We start from the raw sequence: 17,126 nt of genomic DNA, 5'->3' as shown, positions 1-17,126 counted from the left end.
CTACGTCCGACAGGCATGAGACCCGCATCGACGAGCGCCATCACGGTCGCGCTCCTGGCCGTGCTCCTGACCGGTTGCACCAGCGTCGACCGAGCGCCCACCGCCACCCCGACCCAACCCTCGGCCACCACCGCTACCGGCCCGGCCGCCCCGGCCACCGGTACCTCGCAACCGAGCACCGCCCCCACCGTCGGCGCCACCGGCGTAGCCCCACGGGTGACGTTGCGGGGCTCCGGCGGCTTCGCCGGGCGCGGTGATTTCATCGTCGTCGAGCCGGACGGCCAGTGGACCGTGACGGACCGGGCCGGCAGCCGGCGCAATGGTCGGCTCCCCCCTGCCGATCAGGGCCTCCTGGCGGGACTGGCCGCCGACCCCCGGCTCTCCGCCGAGGCGCGGCAGCCGACCACCGCGACCATCTGCGCGGACGTGATGCACTACCGCCTCACCGTGGGCGGCAACGAAACCGGGTACGCCGACTGCCCGGCCGAAGGCCCCCCGCCGCCGGCCACCCAGGCGGTGGTGAAGCTGCTGCTGCGGGTTACCAGCACCTACGTCAGGTAGTCCGGGGGCAGGCCGGTGCCCCGCAGCACCGGCGGAAGGTGCGCCACGTCGTTGACGGCGATCAGATTCGGCGGGCCGCCCGCGCTGTACCGGATGACGGTCAGCCCCGCGTTGTGCGAGTTCAAACCCAGCCACCGCCACTCCGGTGCGTCGAGGGCATGTCGCACCAGCCAGGCGATCAGGAAGCTGTGCGTCACCAGCAACTCGCGGACCGGTTCGCCGCCGGCGGGCCCCGCACCGACCGGGCCGGCGAACCGCCGCACCGCCTCCGCCGTCACTCGCGGCCCGTCGACCCGCTCGGCCGCCGAGAACTGCGACAGAAATTCGGCGTACGCGGGCGGCAGGCCAGCCGGATCCGTGTCGTGTGGGAGGTGGTCGCCGGCCAGCTCCGTCTCGTACACCGGAACCTCGGGCAGTGACTTGGCGATCAGCTCGGCGGTCTGCGCGGCCCGGCGCAGCGGCCCGTGATGGACGGCGGCGAACCGCCGGGTTCGCAGGCGTTCACCCAACAGGGTGGCCTGCTGCCGGCCGCGCTCCGACAGGCCGGTGTCCGGTTCGCCGGCATCGGGTCCATTCAGCTCGGACAGATCCTGCTCGGCGTGTCGGGCCAGGTACAGCAGTCGGGTCGCCATGGATCCCACCTCAACACACGGGGAGGTACGGGTTCGACCCCGCACCTCCCGGCCCTGCTCTCGCCGGCTCAGTCGGCCTGACCGGACGCCGCCCCTACGCCCGGGGGAACATCTGGCCGATGCGGATCCGGTTGCCGAAGGGGTCCCGGATGCCGAAGTCGATCCCGTACGGGCGCTCGGTCGGCTCGTCGGTGATCTCGACGCCCTTCGCCACCAGATCCTCGTGCGTCTTGCGGGCGTCGTCGGTGGTCATGAAGAGGTACCCACCGAGGGCACCTTTGGTGAGCAGCTCCCGGACCTGCTCGGCGGTGGCCGGGTCCAGCGCGGGCGGGCCCGGCTTCTCCAACAGGATCTCCCGCTCCGGGTCGCCGGGCAGGTTGACCGTCAACCACCGCATGAAGCCGAGGTCCTGATCGGTGTTGACCTCCATGCCGAGCTTGTTGACGTAGAAGTCAAGCGCGGCGTCCTGGTCGAGGACGTAGATCTGGGAGCGGCTGATCGCGTTCATCGTCATGCCCATGACGCTAGAGGTCGATCGTGACCTGCGGCTTATCCAAAACTGATGGGTCGGGTCCAGGCTTTGGTGAAGCACGACGGCACGTTGGCCGGCGCGACGCGGTGCGCCCGGAAATCCGAGGGCGACTCCCCGACGATCTGCCGGAACGTCCGGCTGAACGTACCCAGGCTGCCGAAGCCGACGGCGTAGCAGATGTCCGTCACATCCCGGTCGGTCTCCACCAGCAACGCCATCGCCCGCTCCATCCGACGGCGTTGCAGGTAGCGGTGCGGGGTCTCACCGAAGGTGGCCCGGAAGGTACGGATGAAGTGCGCCTCCGAGACGTGCGCGATCCGGGCCAGTGCGGGAATGTCCAGAGGCTCGGCGTACGCCCGGTCCATCGCGTCCCGGGCGCGCAGCATCGCCCGGTTCGACTCCTCCACCGCACGACTCATCGCCCCCGGCCCCACTTCTATGGGTGATGGTGTCCCTTGGCCTTCTCGACCTCGTCCATGTCCACCACCTGCATGCCCCGCCTACCCCGGCGACGCCCGTACGGGCGCGCATCGGGCGACAGCAGCGCCTCCAACTCGTCTGAGTAGGGGACGTTCCGGGTCAGGATCGCCTCCAGCTCCTCCGAGTGCGCGGCGCAGCGGTCCGTGATGCCGCTGCGGTCGCCGGCGCTGACGGTGTAAGTCTTCACTGGAAGTGAAGGGTTCCGGCAGACGTCGCATACGTTGATTTCGATCCGCACTTGCAACCCTGTCTGATCTGTTCCTAGCATCTCCCACTGCTCGGTTCTGAGAGGTGGGCATGACCGCAAGTAAGCTCGTGGACCCGGATGAGTTTATTCGCTGGTACGGGGAGGGGAAGACCTACTCCTGGATCATGGACGAGTACCGGCGCAAGTACGACCTGCGGATCGGGTACGGAACCATCTCCAACTGGCGTCACCAGCTCGGACTGAAGAAGCGCTCCGTACGCGACAGCAAGCTGATCCCGTGGGCGGTGAAGCCCGAGCACCGCAACAACCACGTGCTGCAGATGCTGCGCACCGAGGCTCGCCGCCGCGCGGGCGAGCCGGTCCCGCCGGACCGACTGAGACAGCTCCGGGGCTGGCTGGACAACCTGGCCGAACAGGATGCGGTCGCCCACTACGAGCCGGACACCTTGCAGGGCTGGTGGCTGGTCCTCCGCCGCTCCGGAGTCGATGAGGACCTGATCCGCGAGCCCGGTCTCGTTACCCGATCCCGCGGCTCCAGGAGATAGCGCACCGGGGCGAAACCCGGTGGTTGTCATGCAACAGGCGCTGTTGACCCCTGCCAGGTGGATCACCGTCGGTGGCGCGACAAAGGCTTGTCGCGTGGCTCTTATCCAACGACCGCCAGAAAATCCGAGTAGAACAGGCCCAGGCCGACCGCCACGCAGACGCCGGCCACGATCCAAAACCGGACCACAATATTTACCTCGCTCCATCCAGCTAGCTCGAAGTGGTGGTGCAACGGCACCATCCGGAAGACGCGTCTACCGGTGGTCCGGAACGAGACGATCTGGATCACCCAGGTCGTCGTGATGATGACGAAGAGCCCGCCGATCATGATCGAAAGCAGCGTGGTGTGGGTTACCACCGCGAGCCCGCCGATCAGGCCGCCGAGTCCGAGCGCGCCCACGTCACCCATGAAGATCCGCGCCGGGGACGTGTTCCACCACAGGAAGCCCACGCAGGCGGCGGCCGCCGCCGCCGCGATTATGGCGATCTCCAGGGGATCCCGGACCTGGTAGCAGTAGTCGTTCACGCGGCCGTACGCGTCGTCGGCGCACCAGTGCCGGTACTGCCAGAAGCCGATCAGCGCGTACGCGCCGAGCACCAGGATCGACGCGCCGGTGGCCAGGCCGTCAAGGCCGTCGGTGAGGTTCACGCCGTTCGACATCGCCGTAATCACGAAGACGATGACCATGACCGAGCCGACCTTGCCGACGTCGAGCCAGCTGATGTCGCGGATGAGCGAGATGTGCTCGCTAGCCACGGTCTGGCCGTTGGTGCTCGGCACGTAGAGCGCGGCGATGCCGAAGCCTGCGCTGACGATCGCCTGGCCGAGCAGCTTGCCTTTGGCGGACAGTCCGTCGGAGTTGCGCTGGCGCACCTTGAGGAAGTCGTCGAAGAAGCCGACCGCGCCGCAGAAGACGAACAGGCCGAGCAGCACCAGGGCCGTCATTGTCGGGCCCTCCTGCGCGATCTGCCGCTCGGGCAGGGTGGTCAGGGCGATGTGCCCGGCGACGTAGGCGAAGACGGTCGCCACGATGAAGACGACGCCGCCCATCGTGGGCGTGCCCTTCTTGCCCTGGTTGCTGGCAAGCCCGATGGATCGGATCGGCTGACCGGCCTTGAGCGCGGTGAAGACGCGAATCGCCACCGGCGTGCCGAACAGGGAGATGATGAACGCGACCGCAGCCGCGACGATGACCGCCCTCACGGGCGAACCTCTACGCGATCCGGACTTCTCACGGCGTCCCCACCGAGCTTCCAGATCAGCGCCTGACGTCTCGACCTGAGCTGGCGGTGCAGATAGTCCTTAGCGAAGTCATGGATCATGAGGCACGAGCTTGCCATCCGACGGCGAGCGGAGCAGCCCGGGACCTCACAGCGCCGTGGTCGGTAACTCGCCGACGCGCATCCGACGACGATCTTGCAGACCAAGTCTGCTTGACGCGCTGGAGGAGTCCGGAGGTGCTGCTTGGGGCCCTGAGCTGCGACCCAGAGCCCTCATGTACGACCGTTATCCAGTCCACGCGTTGAGCCAAGCAAGCGGTCCCCGCTGGCGGCTCACCGTCGACACCGCCGAAAAGAACGCCCTGACCAGCCGCCTCTATCTCGGTGTCCGAGTCGATCAGCTTCGCCGGCGTCCGGGCCTTTTGCTTGTTGACGTACGCGGCCATGTACTGCCCTCTGGCGTCGTAAACGGCCACGCGTTTGGGTCGTAGGGGTTTTCCGGCTCACGGACGAGCCTTACAGGCTCGCCGGGGTGGAAGTTGCCCGCAGGACGTACCCGCCGCCCGTGTCCCGGGAGGGGATCAGACGCAGCGTCGGGAGGCCGTCCGCACCGACAAACCGATCACGGTTGCCGTCCTGCGGCGTATACCACCGGTCCGGTAGGCCGTCGCCCTCTCCCGTCCGACTCGGCTTGGACTGGCGTCGTCCGCTGCGCGGCTTCCACGCTCGCCTCGTCCAGCCGGCTTGTCCTCCGGAGCAGCCTGTCCATGAAACCCACCGGCACACATTGTCAGCCGAGGCGCCGGTCCTACGGCACACCGTTGTGTCACTGCCGATGGAGCTGGGCGTCCCGCCACACGTCGTCCAGGCCATCGCCCGGCACGCCGGCGTCAAGATCACGCTCAGGGTCTACGCTCACGCCAACCTCGACGCGTTGCGTCAGGCGCTCGGCAATCTCGACGGGAAGCTCTCGTGAGTGCCGTTGCTGTCAGCGTTGCTGTCAACCGATCGACTCGTGGCAGTGCCCATCGGGAAATGCCTGATTGAATTGGAGCCCCCGGCCGGGATCGAACCGGCGACATCTCGCTTACAAGGCGAGTGCTCTGGCCAGCTGAGCTACAGGGGCGCGTGCGTCGAGGCCAGCATAGCGACTGACGTCTGGTTATCCCGATCGCGAGGCCTCCCGAGCATGGGATTCGTCAACAACCCGACGCATGCCGGCTCGATGTGGTGTCGATTGATGTCTGACCGTGCCCGAGTGACCGGAATGCGTAGGCCGCCTGTCGGGATCGGTGGCCCCCCGCCTTGGCAGCACGGTTAAACGCGTTTACGGTTCACTGACAGGACGACGACCGGGCGCCCCCGCGACCGGGCCGCCGTCCGCTGGCCGGCACGGACACGTGCCGGTTGCTCCTTCACTCGGATCGTCCGGCACGTTCCTGCCGGTGAAAGGAAGCGCTTCACCATGGCTACGGTCACCTATTCCAAGGCGTCCCGGGTCTACCCGGGCCAAGAGCGTCCCGCCGTCAACGAGCTGGACCTCGAGATCGGCGACGGGGAGTTCCTCGTCCTGGTCGGCCCCTCCGGTTGCGGTAAGTCCACCAGCCTGCGGATGCTCGCCGGTCTGGAGGACGTGGACGCCGGTTCGATCTACATCGACCAGCGTGACGTCACCCACCTCCCCCCGAAGGCCCGCGACATCGCGATGGTCTTCCAGAACTACGCCCTCTACCCGCACATGACGGTGTACGAGAACATGGCGTTCGCCCTCAAGCTGCGCAAGACCTCCAAGTCGGAGATCGACCGGCGGGTCAAGGAAGCGGCCGGGCTGCTCCAGCTGGAGGAGTACCTCAGCCGTAAGCCGAAGGCGCTCTCCGGTGGTCAGCGTCAGCGTGTCGCGATGGGCCGGGCGATCGTCCGCGAGCCGCAGGTCTTCCTCATGGACGAGCCGCTGTCGAACCTCGACGCCAAGCTCCGTGTGCAGACCCGTACCCAGATCGCATCCCTGCAGGCCAAGCTGGGTGTCACCACTGTTTACGTCACGCACGACCAGGTCGAGGCCATGACGATGGGTCACCGGGTCGCGGTGCTCCTCGACGGTGTTCTCCAGCAGGTGGACACCCCGCGGGCGCTCTACGACACCCCGTCCAACGTGTTCGTCGCCGGCTTCATGGGCTCTCCCGCCATGAACATCAAGACCGTTCCGCTGAACGAGCGGGGCGCCGAGTTCGCCGAGCTGAACATCCCGCTGACCCGGGAGCAGGTCGAGGCGGCCCGCGCCCAGGGTGGCGACGGCAAGGTCACCGTGGGCTTCCGCCCGGAGGACTGCGAGCTGGTCAGCCCGACCGAGGGCGGCATGCCGGTCGTGGTCGAGCTGGTCGAGGACCTCGGTTCGGACGCCAACGTCTACGGCCACGCCGCGCTTGGTGGCAACTCGGAGCGCTTCGTCGTCCGCACCGACCGGCGCAACATGCCGAACATGGGTGACACCGTGTTCGTCAAGCCGGTCGCCGGTCGCAGCCACGTCTTCCACGCCTCCACTGGCAGCCGGATCTGACGTAACGCCGTACCGACAGGGGCGGTCCGCTTCGGCGGGCCGCCCCTTCGTCGTACCGGCGGTGGCTTTTCACCGTGGGCAGCCAGCGCCGAGGTGGCTCTCCGGGGGCGACCCGGGCCGGCGCGGCGCACTTTTTGGGTCAGCCTGCCGATGGCCGCCGTCAGGTCTGCGCACGAAGGCCCCCTCCCGCACTCGGCGGGAGGGGGCCTTCGTGGACGTGCGCTACAGCTCGACGGAGCGTCGGCGGGCGACCTCGGCCAGGGCGACCGCCGCCGCCACGCTGGCGTTGAGCGACTCGACCTCGGAGATCATCGGGATGCTGACGGTCAGGTCGCAGGTCTCCCCGACCAGGCGGGAAAGGCCGCGCCCCTCGGAACCGACCACCACCACCAGGGGACCGACAGCGGCCTCCAGGTTGTAGAGGTCGGTGTCGCCGTCGGCATCCAGGCCGACGACCATGAAGCCGGCGTCGCGGCACGCCTTCAGCGACCGGGTCAGGTTGGTCACCTGCGCCACGGGCACCCGCGCGGCCGCGCCGGCACTGGTCCGCCAGGCGGTCGCGGTGATGCCGGCGGCACGACGCTCGGGTACGAAGACACCCTGCGCGCCGAACGCGGCAGCCGACCGGATCACGGCGCCCAGGTTGCGCGGGTCGGTGACACCGTCCAGCGCGACCAGCAGCGGGGCCTGCTGCTCCAACGCAGCGGCGACCATGTCCTCGAACGGCTGGTACGCGAACGGCGGCACCTGCAAGCCGACGCCCTGGTGCAGCACCCCGCCGGTCATCCGGTCCAACTCGGCGCGGCTGATCTCCAGGTTGGCGATGCCCCGGTCGGCGGCGGTCCGGATGATCTCGTTGATCCGGTCGTCCATGTCGATGCCCTGGGCGGTGTAGAGCGCCGTCGCCGGCACGTTGGCGCGCAGCGCCTCCAGCACCGGGTTGCGCCCGACCAGCAGCTCAGGGGTGTCCTTGGACGGGTTGGACTTGCGCCCCGGCGTCACCCGGGGACCGGACCGCCCGGTGGGCTTGCCGCCCCGTCCGCCGGCAGCACCCCGACCGACCGGTACGCCCCGACCGCCGCCCCGACCCCAGGTGGTGTCCTTGCTGCCCGGCTGACCGATCTTGGGGGCGCGCCCCTCCTCGGCCGCCACGCGGCGCTCCTTGTCCTGCTTCCAGGCGGTGCGCTGGGGCAGCTTCTCGGTGCCCGAGTAGCCCTTGTGCCACGGCCGCTCGTCCGCGGGCAGGGTGCGACCGCGCCCAGCCAACGAGTCCTTGTTCTTGCCACCGGAGCCCTTGGGGGCGCTCGCCTTCGACGTCAGTCGCCGGCCACGGCGCTGCGAGTTGCCGGCCATCAGTCCTGCTCTCCAATAGTCCAACGGGGGCCCTGGGGGGTGTCCTCGACCACCACGCCGGCCAGCTTGAGCTGGTCACGCACCGCGTCAGCGGAGGCCCAGTCCTTGCGGCCCCGCGCCTGTGCACGCTGCTCCAGGGCCAGCGCGATCAGGGAATCCACCACGGCACGAAGATCGTCCGATCGGCCACCACCGGTCCAGGCCGGGTCGAGGGGGTCGATCCCGAGAATATCCAGCATTGCCCGCACCACGGCCAGCGTGGTGCGGACGGTCACATCATCGCTGACGCTCAGCGCGGTGTTGCCGTCCCGAATGTGCTGTTGCAGCACGGCCAGCGCGGCGGACGTGTTGAGGTCGTCATCCATCGCCGCGACGAAGCCGGCCGGCAGCTCACCAAGCTGCTCAGCACCGACCCGCTCGGCGGCCCGCAGCACGAAACCCTCGATCCGCCGGTACGCGGTGGCCGCGTCGCGCAGCGAATCCTCCGAGTAGTCGATCACCGAGCGGTAGTGCGCGGCGGCGTAGTAGTAGCGCAGCTCCACCGGCCGCACCCCGAGCGAGTCCACGTACGCCAAGCCCAGCGCGTTGCCAGCGGACTTGCCCATCTTGGCCCCGCCGATGCTCAACAGCCCGTGGTGCACCCAGTAGCGGGCGAACGGCAACCCGGCCGCCTGGGACTGGGCGATCTCGTTCTCGTGGTGCGGGAACGTCAGATCCAGGCCACCGCCGTGAATGTCGAACTCCGGGCCGAGATAGCGCCAGCACATCGCTGAGCACTCGATGTGCCAGCCCGGCCGACCCAACCCCCACGGCGACGGCCAGTAGGCGTCCGCCGGCTCGTCCGGTTTGGCGCCCTTCCACAACGCGAAGTCGCGTGGGTCCCGCTTGCCCCGGTCCGGGGCGTCCCCGGCGGACTGCATGGCGTCCGGAGACTGACCCGACAGCGACCCGTACGCCGGCCAGGACGCCACGTCGAAGTAGACGTCGCCCGAACCGTCACTCGCCCGGTACGCATGCCCGTCGGCGATCAACTTCGTGATCAGCTCGTGCATCTCGGGGATGTGCCCGGTGGCGCGCGGCTCATAGGTGGGCGGCAGCACGTTCAACGCCCGGTAAGACTGGGCGAGCAGCAGCTCGTTGGCGTACGCGATCGACCAGAACGGACGACCCTGCTCACCCGCCTTGACCAGAATCTTGTCGTCGATGTCGGTCAGATTGCGGATGAAGGTGACCTCGTAGCCGGCGGCCATCAGCCAACGGCGCAGCACGTCATAGTTGACGCCGGAGCGAAGATGACCGATGTGCGGCGGGGATTGGAGGGTGAGACCACACAGGTAGACCCCCACCTTGCCGGCTTCCCGCGGGACGAAGTCCCGCACCGATCGGGTGGCGGTGTCATACAGGCGTAGCGTCACCGTACAAGGGTAGCTGTCCGTGCCTGTCCGGGTCCGCCGGTGCCGGGTCGTACGCTGCCAGGCGTGGATGCGACCGCACGCTCCGGTGGCTCCGGTGACCCGCCAGCCAACCCCACCACCCCTGCCGACCCGGCCTCCGGGCCGGCTGTCGCCGGTGCGGAACGGGCTGACGCGGCCTCCGGGCCGGCCGACGCCGGTGTGAGGCGGGCTGGCGCGGCCTCCGGGCCGGTCGGCGCTGGTGCACGGCGGGTCGACGCGGTTGCCGGGCGGGGCGGGGAGACGTCGCAGACGTTGGACCGGGGGTTGCGGCTGCTGCACCTGGTCGCCGACGCCGCTGGCGGGCTTACCGTCACCGAGGCCGCGAATCGGCTCGGCATCGGCCGGGCCGCCGTCTACCGGCTGGTCAGCGCGCTGACCGGACACGGCATGCTGCGCCGCGACGGAGAAGGGCGGCTGCGCCTCGGTGCCGGGTTGCTGCACCTGGCCCGGCGGGCCCAGCCGCTACTCGCCGAGGGTGCGCTGCCCGCACTGCGCCGCCTCGCCGAGCAGGCCGGCGCCACCGCGCATCTGACCGTCGTCGAAGGTGGAGAGGGCGTTGCCCTGGCCGTGGTCGAGCCGAGCTGGACGTCGTTCCACGTCGCGTACCGGGCCGGGGCACGGCATCCACTGGACCGGGGAGCGGCCGGCCGGGCGATCCTGGCCGGTCGAGCCGGGGTGGCAGAGGCGGTCAGTAGCAGCGGAGAGTTACAGGCCGGGGCGTACGGGGTGGCGGCACCGGTTCTCGACGTACCCGGGCTGGAAGCCAGCGTCGGCGTGGTCGCGCTCGCCCCGCTGGACGTCGACACGATCGGCCCCCAGGTCCTGGCCGCCGCCCGAGCCATCACCACCGCCCTCAGCTGACCGCCGGCCGCGCCACCTCACCGCCGCGCCCCGCCCGACCTGACGGCCGCGCGGGGAACCTCGCCGCCGCCCATGGCTTGATCGACTCGGGTTCACGGAAGTCGCGGTGTCCCAAGGCCAGCGGCCGCGCGACTTTCAGAAACGCGAGTGGATCACCGCCGGCCGGCAGCCCGAATGCCCGGTTAGTCGGTTGCTCCGGGCCGGTGACATAGCACGATCGGCAGGCGGATTCGTGGTTGTCCACAGGTCCGGCGGCGTGTGCGGAGGAGGCTTGTCCACAGGGGTTTCGGTGGCCAGTCGGTGGTCGGCAGGCTGCTCGGTATGCCACCACGTCCGCATCGCCCCGATGCCCTGACCTGGCAGGTCTTCCGCGGCTCCGACGCTGTCCGGGGCGGCCTGCTCACCGAACATCAGCTGCGCAGCTCCGCCTGGATGCGGTTGCGGCACGACATTTACGCCGATGCGCGGCTGGACCGGGACCACGCCCTCGCGTGCCGCGCCGCCCTCCTCCGGCTACCGCCCGGAGTCGTGGTCGGCGGCCCGTCGGCCGCCTATCTGCACGGCGTCCAACACGCCGCGAGCTTCACCGACGATGTGCACGTCCTCGTGCCCCGATCGCTGCGGGTCGGCCCGCAGCGCGGCCTCAGCGTGCACGTCAACGCCATCACCCCGGTCATGGTGAGCGGCGCCCCGGAGCTGGCCGCGCCCCCACCGACCGCACCACGACCGCCAGGCGCTGGACGAATGCCAGACGAAGGGGGCCCGTCGGGCGACGGACGAATGCCGGCCCCAGGACGACCGCCGGGCGAGGGACGTCCACGTGATGCAGCGCGACCTACGGGAGCACGGCGCCCGCCTGTCGGCCTAATGTCGCCGCGCCCAGCTCCGCAGCTGTCCCGCCCGGCCACGGTGTCCGTCAGAGCAGGGGGCATCGTGACGGCCCGCCCTGGCGATGGGTGGGTGGCGGCCAGCCCGCCCAGGCCCAGCGAGCGGGACCTCCCGATCCCCCGGTCGGACCCGGGGCGGGCTGCCTGGGAAACGGCTGTCTGGCTCGACCCGGTCCGGGCGGTCGCCATCGTCGACTCGCTGCTCGGGCAGGGGCTGGCCGAGCGCGACACGCTGGCCGCCCTGGCCGCCCGCAACGCGGACCGGCCTGGTGGGCGACGAGCGCGCTGGGTCTTCGACCTGGCCGACGGCAGAGCAGAGTCTCCGTCAGAGTCGCACCTACGCGTGCGGCTGGTGCTGGGTGGGCTGCCCCGCCCAGCCGTTCAACACCCGGTACGCCTGCCCACCGGCCTTGTCCTGCACCCCGATCTGGCCTGGCCGCAGTATCGGGTAGCGGTGGAGTACGACGGGAAGTGGCACTCCGACGCAGAGCAGCTGCACCGCGATCGCCGTCGGCTGAATCAGCTGGTCGTTGCGGGTTGGCTGGTCCTGCACGTGACCAGTCGACGGCTGCACGGCGAGTTCCCCGCGGTGCTTCGAGAGGTGGGCGACGCGCTGGTCAGCCGCGGGTGGCGGCGGGGATCGTCCACATGACCAGGATCATCTCGGGTTCCTGGAAACCGCGCCATCCCTCAGCCGCCGACACCGCGCTTTCCAGAAACCCGAGTCGATCATGACCGAGGTCAGACACCGAGCCCCGGACGACCGCAGGCCCCGGACGACCGAGGGGCCCGGACGACCGAGGGGCCCGGACGACCGAGGGGCCCGGACGACAAGCGTCGTCCGGGCCCCGGGTGGTGGTGGTTGGGCCACCTCCGCAGTGCGATGTGCGCTACGGGCGGGCGTTCGGCTTGAGCGGGGTCTTCACCGCCGCGTAGGCGTCGACGATCCCGTAGCCATAGAAGCCGTTGAAGTTGACCCCGCCGGCGCAGTACGCGTCGTAGGTCTCGTCCCGGCCCTCGTTGCGGTACTGCTGGAGACGCGGCTCCGGGCAGGCGTGCTCGGCGGCCGTGCGGTAGAGATGCTGCTCGACCTGGTCCGGCGACATCCCGAAGCCAGTCCGACCCTGCGCCTTGCCGTGCCGGCTGACGATCAGCGCGGCGACGCCGGCGGCGTGCGGGGACGCCATCGAGGTGCCCTGGAGGTAGGTGTAGTAGCCGCACTCACCGTTGGCCTTGCACTGCTTGAAGACCGAATTCTCGAAGCCCGCGACGATGTTGCCGTCGGCGTCGACCGAGCCCTCCTCCTGAAGCACATGCTTCGGGTACGTCGAGAGGATCATGTTGGCGTCGGTACGGAAGGTGTCGGTGCCGAAGCCGTCCCGGAACCAACCACCCGGCGCGGCGACCGAAATCTGCTCGGTGCCGTAGTTGGAGAAGTCCGACTTCTTGCCGGACGGGCCGACCGACGACACACCGATCACGTGCGGGCCCTCGGTGGGCAGGTCCCAGCAGCTCTCGTTGTCGATCGGCCGGGGGTACGGGTCAGCGCCGTAGTCGGGGCTCGTGACGTCGGTACGCGGTGCGCCCAGGTCTTCGTTGTTGTTGCCGAGCGCACCGACGAGGGAAACGCCCTTGTTGTGCGCGAAGACCAGAGCCCGCTTCATCGCCTTGATGATGGCCCGCTGCTCGGCCTGGTCCTCGGGCGAGTCGGCCGGGTTGGCGGTGCAGTTGTAGAGCCACGGGTCGACGTAGAACGACATGTTGACCACGTCGATCCCGGACCGGCCGGCGTGGAGCAGGGCGTTGACCACCGGCTCAAGGAAGAAGTAGCCGGAGTCCTGGCCGCCCTTGAGCTCGACCAGCGAGACGTTCGGGGCGACGCCGGAGAGGCCGAAGCCGTTCGCCGCGGCGCCAATCGTGCCGGCCACGTGGGTGCCGTGCCCGCCGTCGTCGGTGCCAACCGGGTCGAGGCAACTCGGCACCTCGCAGGGGCCGTCCACGTCGGTCAGGTCGGGCGCGAAGTTGCGCGACAGCGACCAGTTGAAGTTCGGCGCGATGTCCGGGTTGCTGGCGTCGACGCCGGTGTCCAGTACGCCGACGGTCACCCGACGGTCGCCCGGCTCGATCTTGCGGGCCTTGTCGGCCCGGATCATCTCCAGGCCCCACAGCTTGTCATCGAGCGGATCGAGCTTGGCGCCCTTCTTGGCACCGGCACCGGCACCGGCACGAGCACCGGCAGCGGCCAGCAGGTGCTCCTGCTCGACCCGGTCCAGCTTCGGCTTGCGGCCGATGGCCTTCTGCTCGGCGGCCCCGATCAGCGTCGGCGCGGCGGTCGCCCTGGCCGCGAAGTCGGCCCGGTCGCTGCTGACCTGGAACATGCCGACCTCGTCGGACCGGGACACCACAGTGCCGCCAGCCGCCTTGATCGCGGCGACCGCCGTGTCAACGGCGACGCCGTCCTCGGCGACGACGGTGAAGGTGCGGGAGTCGCTCGGCGCGGCGTTGGCCGGCACACCCAACCCCGTAGCCGTAAGTGCCAGCACTGCCGCAGTCGCGACCGTACGGGCGGTGAAGCGCTTGCTCACCACATCGGATCCTCTCGTTGAGGGACGTGGCAGCCATCACACAATACCGTGTCGGATTACGCCAGCTGAACGCCCGTTATGGCCGTGAATTTCTCCACCTAGGCCCGAGCACCGAGAGCATCGACGCCGGCCACGTCCACCCGAGCACCGAGAGCAGCTGGAGCATCGAGAGTGCCGGCACTGTTCGACCCGACGGCCAGACCTGCGAGCGCGGCCGGCAGGTCGGCCATGCTCGACACCTCGGCGTCGGGCTGGCCACCGGGTGGGCGAGGCAGACCAAGCCGGTTCAGCCACACCGATCGCAGGCCGGCCCGCCGAGGTGCCACCACGTCGTGCTCCCAGGAGTCACCGACGTACACGATCTGCCCGGCTGGCACGCCGGCCGCTGCGATCACGGCTGCGTAGAACTCCGGGGCCGGCTTCTTGGGCAGACCGTTCTCGTGCGCGTACAGCTCGAAAGCGAACTCGCCGGTGAGCCCGCACCGTTCGGCGCGGCTGTTGCCGTTGGTGGCGAAACCCAGGGCGTACCGGCGACGCAGCATGGCCAGCGCCGGTGGCACGTCCGGGAACGGTCGGGTGAGGGCGAACCGGCGGGCGAAGAAGAGATCCGCGATCTCGTCCAGGTGGTCGGCCAACGCGGCGCGGGTCAGCGACCGGGCCAGCGCGGCGCGCCGGATCTCCATCGCCGGGGCGGCCGTCAGATCGCCGAAGACCGCGTCCCAATCGGACTCCAGCTCGGCGAGCGTCACACCGGCTGCCGCCGGGGTGCGCCGCCGCATCTCGTCGAGGACGGCTACCAACCCGCCAGTCACGGCGGGTCGCAGGTCCAGCAGCGTCTCGTCAGCGTCGAACACCACAGTCGTCAGCACCACACCACTTTCTCACCGACCGCCAGCCGCCCCGCACCACGTGCCGACGAACCCACCGCCAGCCCTCCCGCACAGCGCGCGGACGAACCGCAGGACCGCCTGGCAACCTCACCGACCGTCAAGCGCCAGCTCGGGCTCGGGCATGACTGGCGCCGGCGTCGCTCGCAGCTCGTCGAGGCGTACCAGGGCGACGCCGGCGACGATCAGCGCACCGCCGAACAGCTGCCAGCCGGTGGGCAGCTCGTTCAGGAAGAGCCAGGCGATCAGCACCGCGAAGAGGACCTCGGTCAGCCCGACGAACGACGACAGTCGGGGTCCGAGGATCCGGGTGCCGGCGATGCCGGCGAGGTACGCGATGACGGCGGCCACCAGCGAGAGCCCGGCGATGGGCACCAACCAGCTGGTGGGCTGCCCGGCGAAGGTGACCTCGCCGAAGGTCGCCTGCAGCGGCAGCAGGCCGGTCAGCCCGATGAGGAGCAGCACGGCGGCGCCGACGGCCATCCCACCGCTGGCCATGGCGACCGAGGGCAGCCGGGGGTCGACCCGGCCGGCGAGCACGAAGTAGCCGGCCAGGCCGAACGCCGCGCCCAGTCCCCAGAGCACGCCCACCGGGTGGAAATCGGCGGTGCCGGCGAGGTCGAGCACGAACGCCAGCCCGACCAGCGCGGACACCGACCCGGCGACGGTGAGCCGGCGGGGTGGCTGCCCGTGCCGCAGCCACATCCAGACGACCACGAGGATGATGCCCAGGTATTCCAGCAGCAGCGCGACACCGACGGGCAGGTAGCGCACGGCGTTGAAGAAGCACACCTGGGCCAATGCCACCCCGAGGAGCCCGAACAGCCCGATGGCTGTGGCGTTGCTCCGTAACACGTGCCATCTGCCCCGCAGTGACAGGAGGGCGGGGATCGCCAGCACCAGGGCGGCCACGCCGACGCGGGCGATCACCGCGGACTCGGCTGACCAGCCGGCGTCGATGAGCGATCGCGCGAAGGTGCCGGAGGTGGCGAAGGTGACTGCGGAGAGCAGCGCCAACCCGACGCCGGCAGCAGGTCGTGAGTGCATGTCGCGCTCCTCGCAATCGGCATCGTGTCATGAGCAAACTATCCTTGTGCTAATGACGCTAGGCGGAAGCCATGACAGGAGTCAAGTTGCTATTCGCTCATGACACCGAGTGTTCGCTGATCGCTGCCGCGGCGCTGGTCAACACCGCAGGTCGAGACGGTGAGCTGCTGCCCGACATCGCGGCGCTGGACGCGTTCTTCGTGCGCCACTCCTACAGCGGCCGGCACGAGCACACCGACGCGGAACTGCAGGCCGTCCGGGAGCTACGGCCCCAACTGCGCCGCATCTGGCACGCCGAGCCGGCCGAGATCGTCGCGGTGGTCAACGGCCTACTGCTGGAACACAAAGCGTTACCCCAGCTCATCGAGCACGACGACGAGCCGTACCACCTGCACGCCGTGCCCCGCGACGCGCCGCTGGCCACCCGCATCGCGGTGGAGGCCGCCATGGCGATGGCCGACCTGGTTCGTACCGGTGAGCTGAGCCGGCTGCGGATCTGCGAATACCCGGACTGCGACAACGTGGTCGTCGACCTGTCCCGCAACCGGTCCCGACGGTTCTGCGAGGCCGGCTGCGGCAACCGCGCGGCGGTGACCGCCTACCGCGCCCGACGGGCCGCCAGCCGCTCCTGACCGACGGTCGCCCATTCCTCGGCCCGCACCTCGTACTCCACCTCGCCCTGCTCGGTACCCGGAATCGGGTCGTCCCACTGGAGGTGGAAGGTCCGCACGTAGTGCAGCTTGGCCTTCACCATCACCCGCCGGGACCGTTCGTTGACCGCCATCGTCTCGGCCCAGACCCGACGCACCCCGACGCTGTCGAAGGCGTACCGGACCAGCGCCCGCGCCCCCTCGGTGGCCAGCCCCCGCCCCCACGTCGCGCGGCGCAGCCGGTAACCCAACTCGGCCTCGGTGCCGTCCTCCGACGGGTCCAACGCGAACCAACCGAGGAACTCGCCGGACTCCCGATCATGTGCCGCCCACCGACCCAGCCCGGGATGCCTGTCGTACTGGGCCAGCAGCCTCGGCAACTGCTCGTCGCGCACGGTGGCCACCGGAGTCGCGACACCACCGGTGAGGAAGCGCATCACCTCGGGGTCGCTGTCCAACTCGACCAGCACATCCACGTCAGCCATGGTCAGCCGCCGCAACCGCAGCCGCTCGGTCCCCGCCGGCACCGCCGCCCCATCGTCACCCATGGCCGGATCATCCGCCGCCCCGGTGACACCGTCGAGCCGTTTACCCAGGCCACCCCAACAACCGCGCCGGCGACGTAGCGCGGGGAACCCCGACCGCCGTCGCGGGCGAGGCGGTCG

General features: G+C 69.9%; 19 protein-coding genes, 1 tRNA gene and 1 pseudogene. 7 read left to right on the top strand and 14 right to left on the bottom strand.

Features of this window, described 5'->3' with window-relative positions:
• A partial coding sequence (locus DLJ59_RS09075; RefSeq protein ID WP_208648607.1) for a hypothetical protein occupies nucleotides 1-561 on the top strand: 561 nt, incomplete at its 5' end.
• Here the strand turns inward: DLJ59_RS09075 and DLJ59_RS09070 are convergent.
• The 4 genes from DLJ59_RS09070 to DLJ59_RS09055 form a co-directional block, all read right to left on the bottom strand.
• Nucleotides 549-1,193, bottom strand: coding sequence for a histidine phosphatase family protein (locus DLJ59_RS09070; RefSeq protein WP_208648606.1), 645 nt, complete (start codon nucleotides 1,191-1,193; stop codon nucleotides 549-551). The two genes, DLJ59_RS09075 and DLJ59_RS09070, sit on opposite strands and share 13 nt — an antisense overlap.
• Before the next feature lie 94 nt (nucleotides 1,194-1,287).
• On the bottom strand, nucleotides 1,288-1,707 hold the full coding sequence (locus tag DLJ59_RS09065) for a VOC family protein (protein ID WP_088952055.1): 420 nt from the start codon (nucleotides 1,705-1,707) through the stop codon (nucleotides 1,288-1,290).
• Between the two features lie 35 nt (nucleotides 1,708-1,742).
• The gene (locus DLJ59_RS09060; RefSeq protein WP_124772051.1) at nucleotides 1,743-2,144 is read right to left on the bottom strand and encodes a helix-turn-helix domain-containing protein; all 402 of its coding nucleotides are present in this window, start codon (nucleotides 2,142-2,144) and stop codon (nucleotides 1,743-1,745) included.
• 17 nt (nucleotides 2,145-2,161) lie between these two features.
• Nucleotides 2,162-2,392: a hypothetical protein gene (locus DLJ59_RS09055; RefSeq protein ID WP_124772050.1), complete on the bottom strand. Its 231-nt coding sequence runs from the start codon at nucleotides 2,390-2,392 to the stop codon at nucleotides 2,162-2,164.
• Nucleotides 2,393-2,502: 110 nt separating this feature from the next.
• On the opposite strand from DLJ59_RS09055, the gene DLJ59_RS09050 reads away from it, so the two are divergent.
• Complete coding sequence (locus DLJ59_RS09050) at nucleotides 2,503-2,958, top strand: hypothetical protein (protein WP_124772049.1); 456 nt, start codon at nucleotides 2,503-2,505, stop codon at nucleotides 2,956-2,958.
• Between the two features lie 101 nt (nucleotides 2,959-3,059).
• On the opposite strand, the gene mraY is transcribed toward DLJ59_RS09050, so the two are convergent.
• Both mraY and DLJ59_RS38235 read right to left on the bottom strand, forming a co-directional pair.
• The gene (mraY, locus tag DLJ59_RS09045; RefSeq protein ID WP_124772048.1) at nucleotides 3,060-4,163 is read right to left on the bottom strand and encodes a phospho-N-acetylmuramoyl-pentapeptide-transferase; all 1,104 of its coding nucleotides are present in this window, start codon (nucleotides 4,161-4,163) and stop codon (nucleotides 3,060-3,062) included.
• A 414-nt stretch (nucleotides 4,164-4,577) separates the two neighbouring features.
• Nucleotides 4,578-4,733: pseudogene (locus DLJ59_RS38235) on the bottom strand (HIRAN domain-containing protein); the annotation flags it as partial.
• A gap of 270 nt (nucleotides 4,734-5,003) precedes the next feature.
• Here DLJ59_RS38235 and DLJ59_RS09030 point away from each other — a divergent pair.
• The gene (locus DLJ59_RS09030; protein WP_244235917.1) at nucleotides 5,004-5,156 is read left to right on the top strand and encodes a hypothetical protein; all 153 of its coding nucleotides are present in this window, start codon (nucleotides 5,004-5,006) and stop codon (nucleotides 5,154-5,156) included.
• A 73-nt stretch (nucleotides 5,157-5,229) separates the two neighbouring features.
• Here the strand turns inward: DLJ59_RS09030 and DLJ59_RS09025 are convergent.
• Nucleotides 5,230-5,306 (bottom strand) — tRNA-Thr (locus DLJ59_RS09025).
• A gap of 339 nt (nucleotides 5,307-5,645) precedes the next feature.
• Here DLJ59_RS09025 and DLJ59_RS09020 point away from each other — a divergent pair.
• The gene (locus tag DLJ59_RS09020) at nucleotides 5,646-6,737 is read left to right on the top strand and encodes an ABC transporter ATP-binding protein (RefSeq protein WP_124772047.1); all 1,092 of its coding nucleotides are present in this window, start codon (nucleotides 5,646-5,648) and stop codon (nucleotides 6,735-6,737) included.
• 222 nt (nucleotides 6,738-6,959) lie between these two features.
• Here the strand turns inward: DLJ59_RS09020 and rlmB are convergent, their stop codons facing one another.
• Nucleotides 6,960-8,090 carry a 23S rRNA (guanosine(2251)-2'-O)-methyltransferase RlmB gene (gene rlmB, locus DLJ59_RS09015; protein WP_124772046.1) on the bottom strand — a complete coding sequence of 377 codons (1,131 nt, stop codon included), beginning with the start codon at nucleotides 8,088-8,090 and terminating at the stop codon, nucleotides 6,960-6,962.
• Complete coding sequence (cysS, locus tag DLJ59_RS09010; protein ID WP_124772045.1) at nucleotides 8,090-9,505, bottom strand: cysteine--tRNA ligase; 1,416 nt, start codon at nucleotides 9,503-9,505, stop codon at nucleotides 8,090-8,092. The genes rlmB and cysS overlap by 1 nt, the downstream gene beginning before the upstream one ends.
• Nucleotides 9,506-9,796: 291 nt before the next feature.
• On the opposite strand from cysS, the gene DLJ59_RS09005 reads away from it, so the two are divergent.
• Nucleotides 9,797-10,405, top strand: coding sequence for an IclR family transcriptional regulator (locus DLJ59_RS09005; protein ID WP_244235918.1), 609 nt, complete (start codon nucleotides 9,797-9,799; stop codon nucleotides 10,403-10,405).
• A 513-nt stretch (nucleotides 10,406-10,918) separates the two neighbouring features.
• Here the strand turns inward: DLJ59_RS09005 and DLJ59_RS37290 are convergent.
• Entirely contained in the window at nucleotides 10,919-11,059 is a 141-nt protein-coding gene (locus DLJ59_RS37290; RefSeq protein WP_244235916.1) for a hypothetical protein, read from the bottom strand.
• 279 nt (nucleotides 11,060-11,338) lie between these two features.
• Here DLJ59_RS37290 and DLJ59_RS37285 point away from each other — a divergent pair, with 279 nt between their 5' ends.
• Nucleotides 11,339-11,944, top strand: coding sequence for an endonuclease domain-containing protein (locus tag DLJ59_RS37285; RefSeq protein ID WP_244235915.1), 606 nt, complete (start codon nucleotides 11,339-11,341; stop codon nucleotides 11,942-11,944).
• 238 nt (nucleotides 11,945-12,182) lie between these two features.
• On the opposite strand, the gene DLJ59_RS08995 is transcribed toward DLJ59_RS37285, so the two are convergent.
• The 3 genes from DLJ59_RS08995 to DLJ59_RS08985 all read right to left on the bottom strand — a co-directional run bounded on the left by DLJ59_RS08995 (nucleotide 12,183) and on the right by DLJ59_RS08985 (nucleotide 15,811).
• Nucleotides 12,183-13,877, bottom strand: coding sequence for a S8 family serine peptidase (locus DLJ59_RS08995; RefSeq protein ID WP_124772043.1), 1,695 nt, complete (start codon nucleotides 13,875-13,877; stop codon nucleotides 12,183-12,185).
• A gap of 98 nt (nucleotides 13,878-13,975) precedes the next feature.
• Nucleotides 13,976-14,746, bottom strand: coding sequence for an HAD family hydrolase (locus DLJ59_RS08990; RefSeq protein ID WP_124772042.1), 771 nt, complete (start codon nucleotides 14,744-14,746; stop codon nucleotides 13,976-13,978).
• Between the two features lie 108 nt (nucleotides 14,747-14,854).
• Nucleotides 14,855-15,811, bottom strand: a complete 957-nt coding sequence (locus tag DLJ59_RS08985) for an EamA family transporter (protein ID WP_124772041.1) — start codon at nucleotides 15,809-15,811, stop codon at nucleotides 14,855-14,857.
• An 86-nt stretch (nucleotides 15,812-15,897) separates the two neighbouring features.
• On the opposite strand from DLJ59_RS08985, the gene DLJ59_RS08980 reads away from it, so the two are divergent.
• A complete protein-coding gene (locus DLJ59_RS08980) occupies nucleotides 15,898-16,443 on the top strand; it encodes a CGNR zinc finger domain-containing protein (protein ID WP_124772040.1) in 546 nt (181 codons plus the stop codon).
• Here DLJ59_RS08980 and DLJ59_RS08975 read toward each other — a convergent pair.
• Nucleotides 16,410-17,009, bottom strand: a complete 600-nt coding sequence (locus DLJ59_RS08975) for a GNAT family N-acetyltransferase (protein WP_124772039.1) — start codon at nucleotides 17,007-17,009, stop codon at nucleotides 16,410-16,412. The two genes, DLJ59_RS08980 and DLJ59_RS08975, sit on opposite strands and share 34 nt — an antisense overlap.
• Nucleotides 17,010-17,126 lie beyond the last annotated feature (117 nt).

This window comes from Micromonospora inaquosa (assembly GCF_003857055.1).
Taxonomy (GTDB): Bacteria; Actinomycetota; Actinomycetes; order Mycobacteriales; family Micromonosporaceae; genus Micromonospora; species Micromonospora inaquosa.
Note: the sequence above shows the minus strand (reverse complement) of the source record. Positions and strands in the feature narration are given on the sequence as shown.

Excerpts from the sequence above, each read along its gene's own strand:
- DLJ59_RS09070 (WP_208648606.1), bottom strand. The coding sequence starts at position 1,193 with ATGGCGACCCGACTGCTGTACCTGGCCCGACACGCCGAGCAGGATCTG.
- DLJ59_RS09065 (WP_088952055.1), bottom strand. The coding sequence starts at position 1,707 with ATGACGATGAACGCGATCAGCCGCTCCCAGATCTACGTCCTCGACCAG.
- DLJ59_RS09060 (WP_124772051.1), bottom strand. The coding sequence starts at position 2,144 with ATGAGTCGTGCGGTGGAGGAGTCGAACCGGGCGATGCTGCGCGCCCGG.
- DLJ59_RS09050 (WP_124772049.1), top strand. The coding sequence starts at position 2,503 with ATGACCGCAAGTAAGCTCGTGGACCCGGATGAGTTTATTCGCTGGTAC.
- DLJ59_RS09020 (WP_124772047.1), top strand. The coding sequence starts at position 5,646 with ATGGCTACGGTCACCTATTCCAAGGCGTCCCGGGTCTACCCGGGCCAA.
- rlmB (WP_124772046.1), bottom strand. The coding sequence starts at position 8,090 with ATGGCCGGCAACTCGCAGCGCCGTGGCCGGCGACTGACGTCGAAGGCG.
- DLJ59_RS08985 (WP_124772041.1), bottom strand. The coding sequence starts at position 15,811 with ATGCACTCACGACCTGCTGCCGGCGTCGGGTTGGCGCTGCTCTCCGCA.
- DLJ59_RS08975 (WP_124772039.1), bottom strand. The coding sequence starts at position 17,009 with ATGGGTGACGATGGGGCGGCGGTGCCGGCGGGGACCGAGCGGCTGCGG.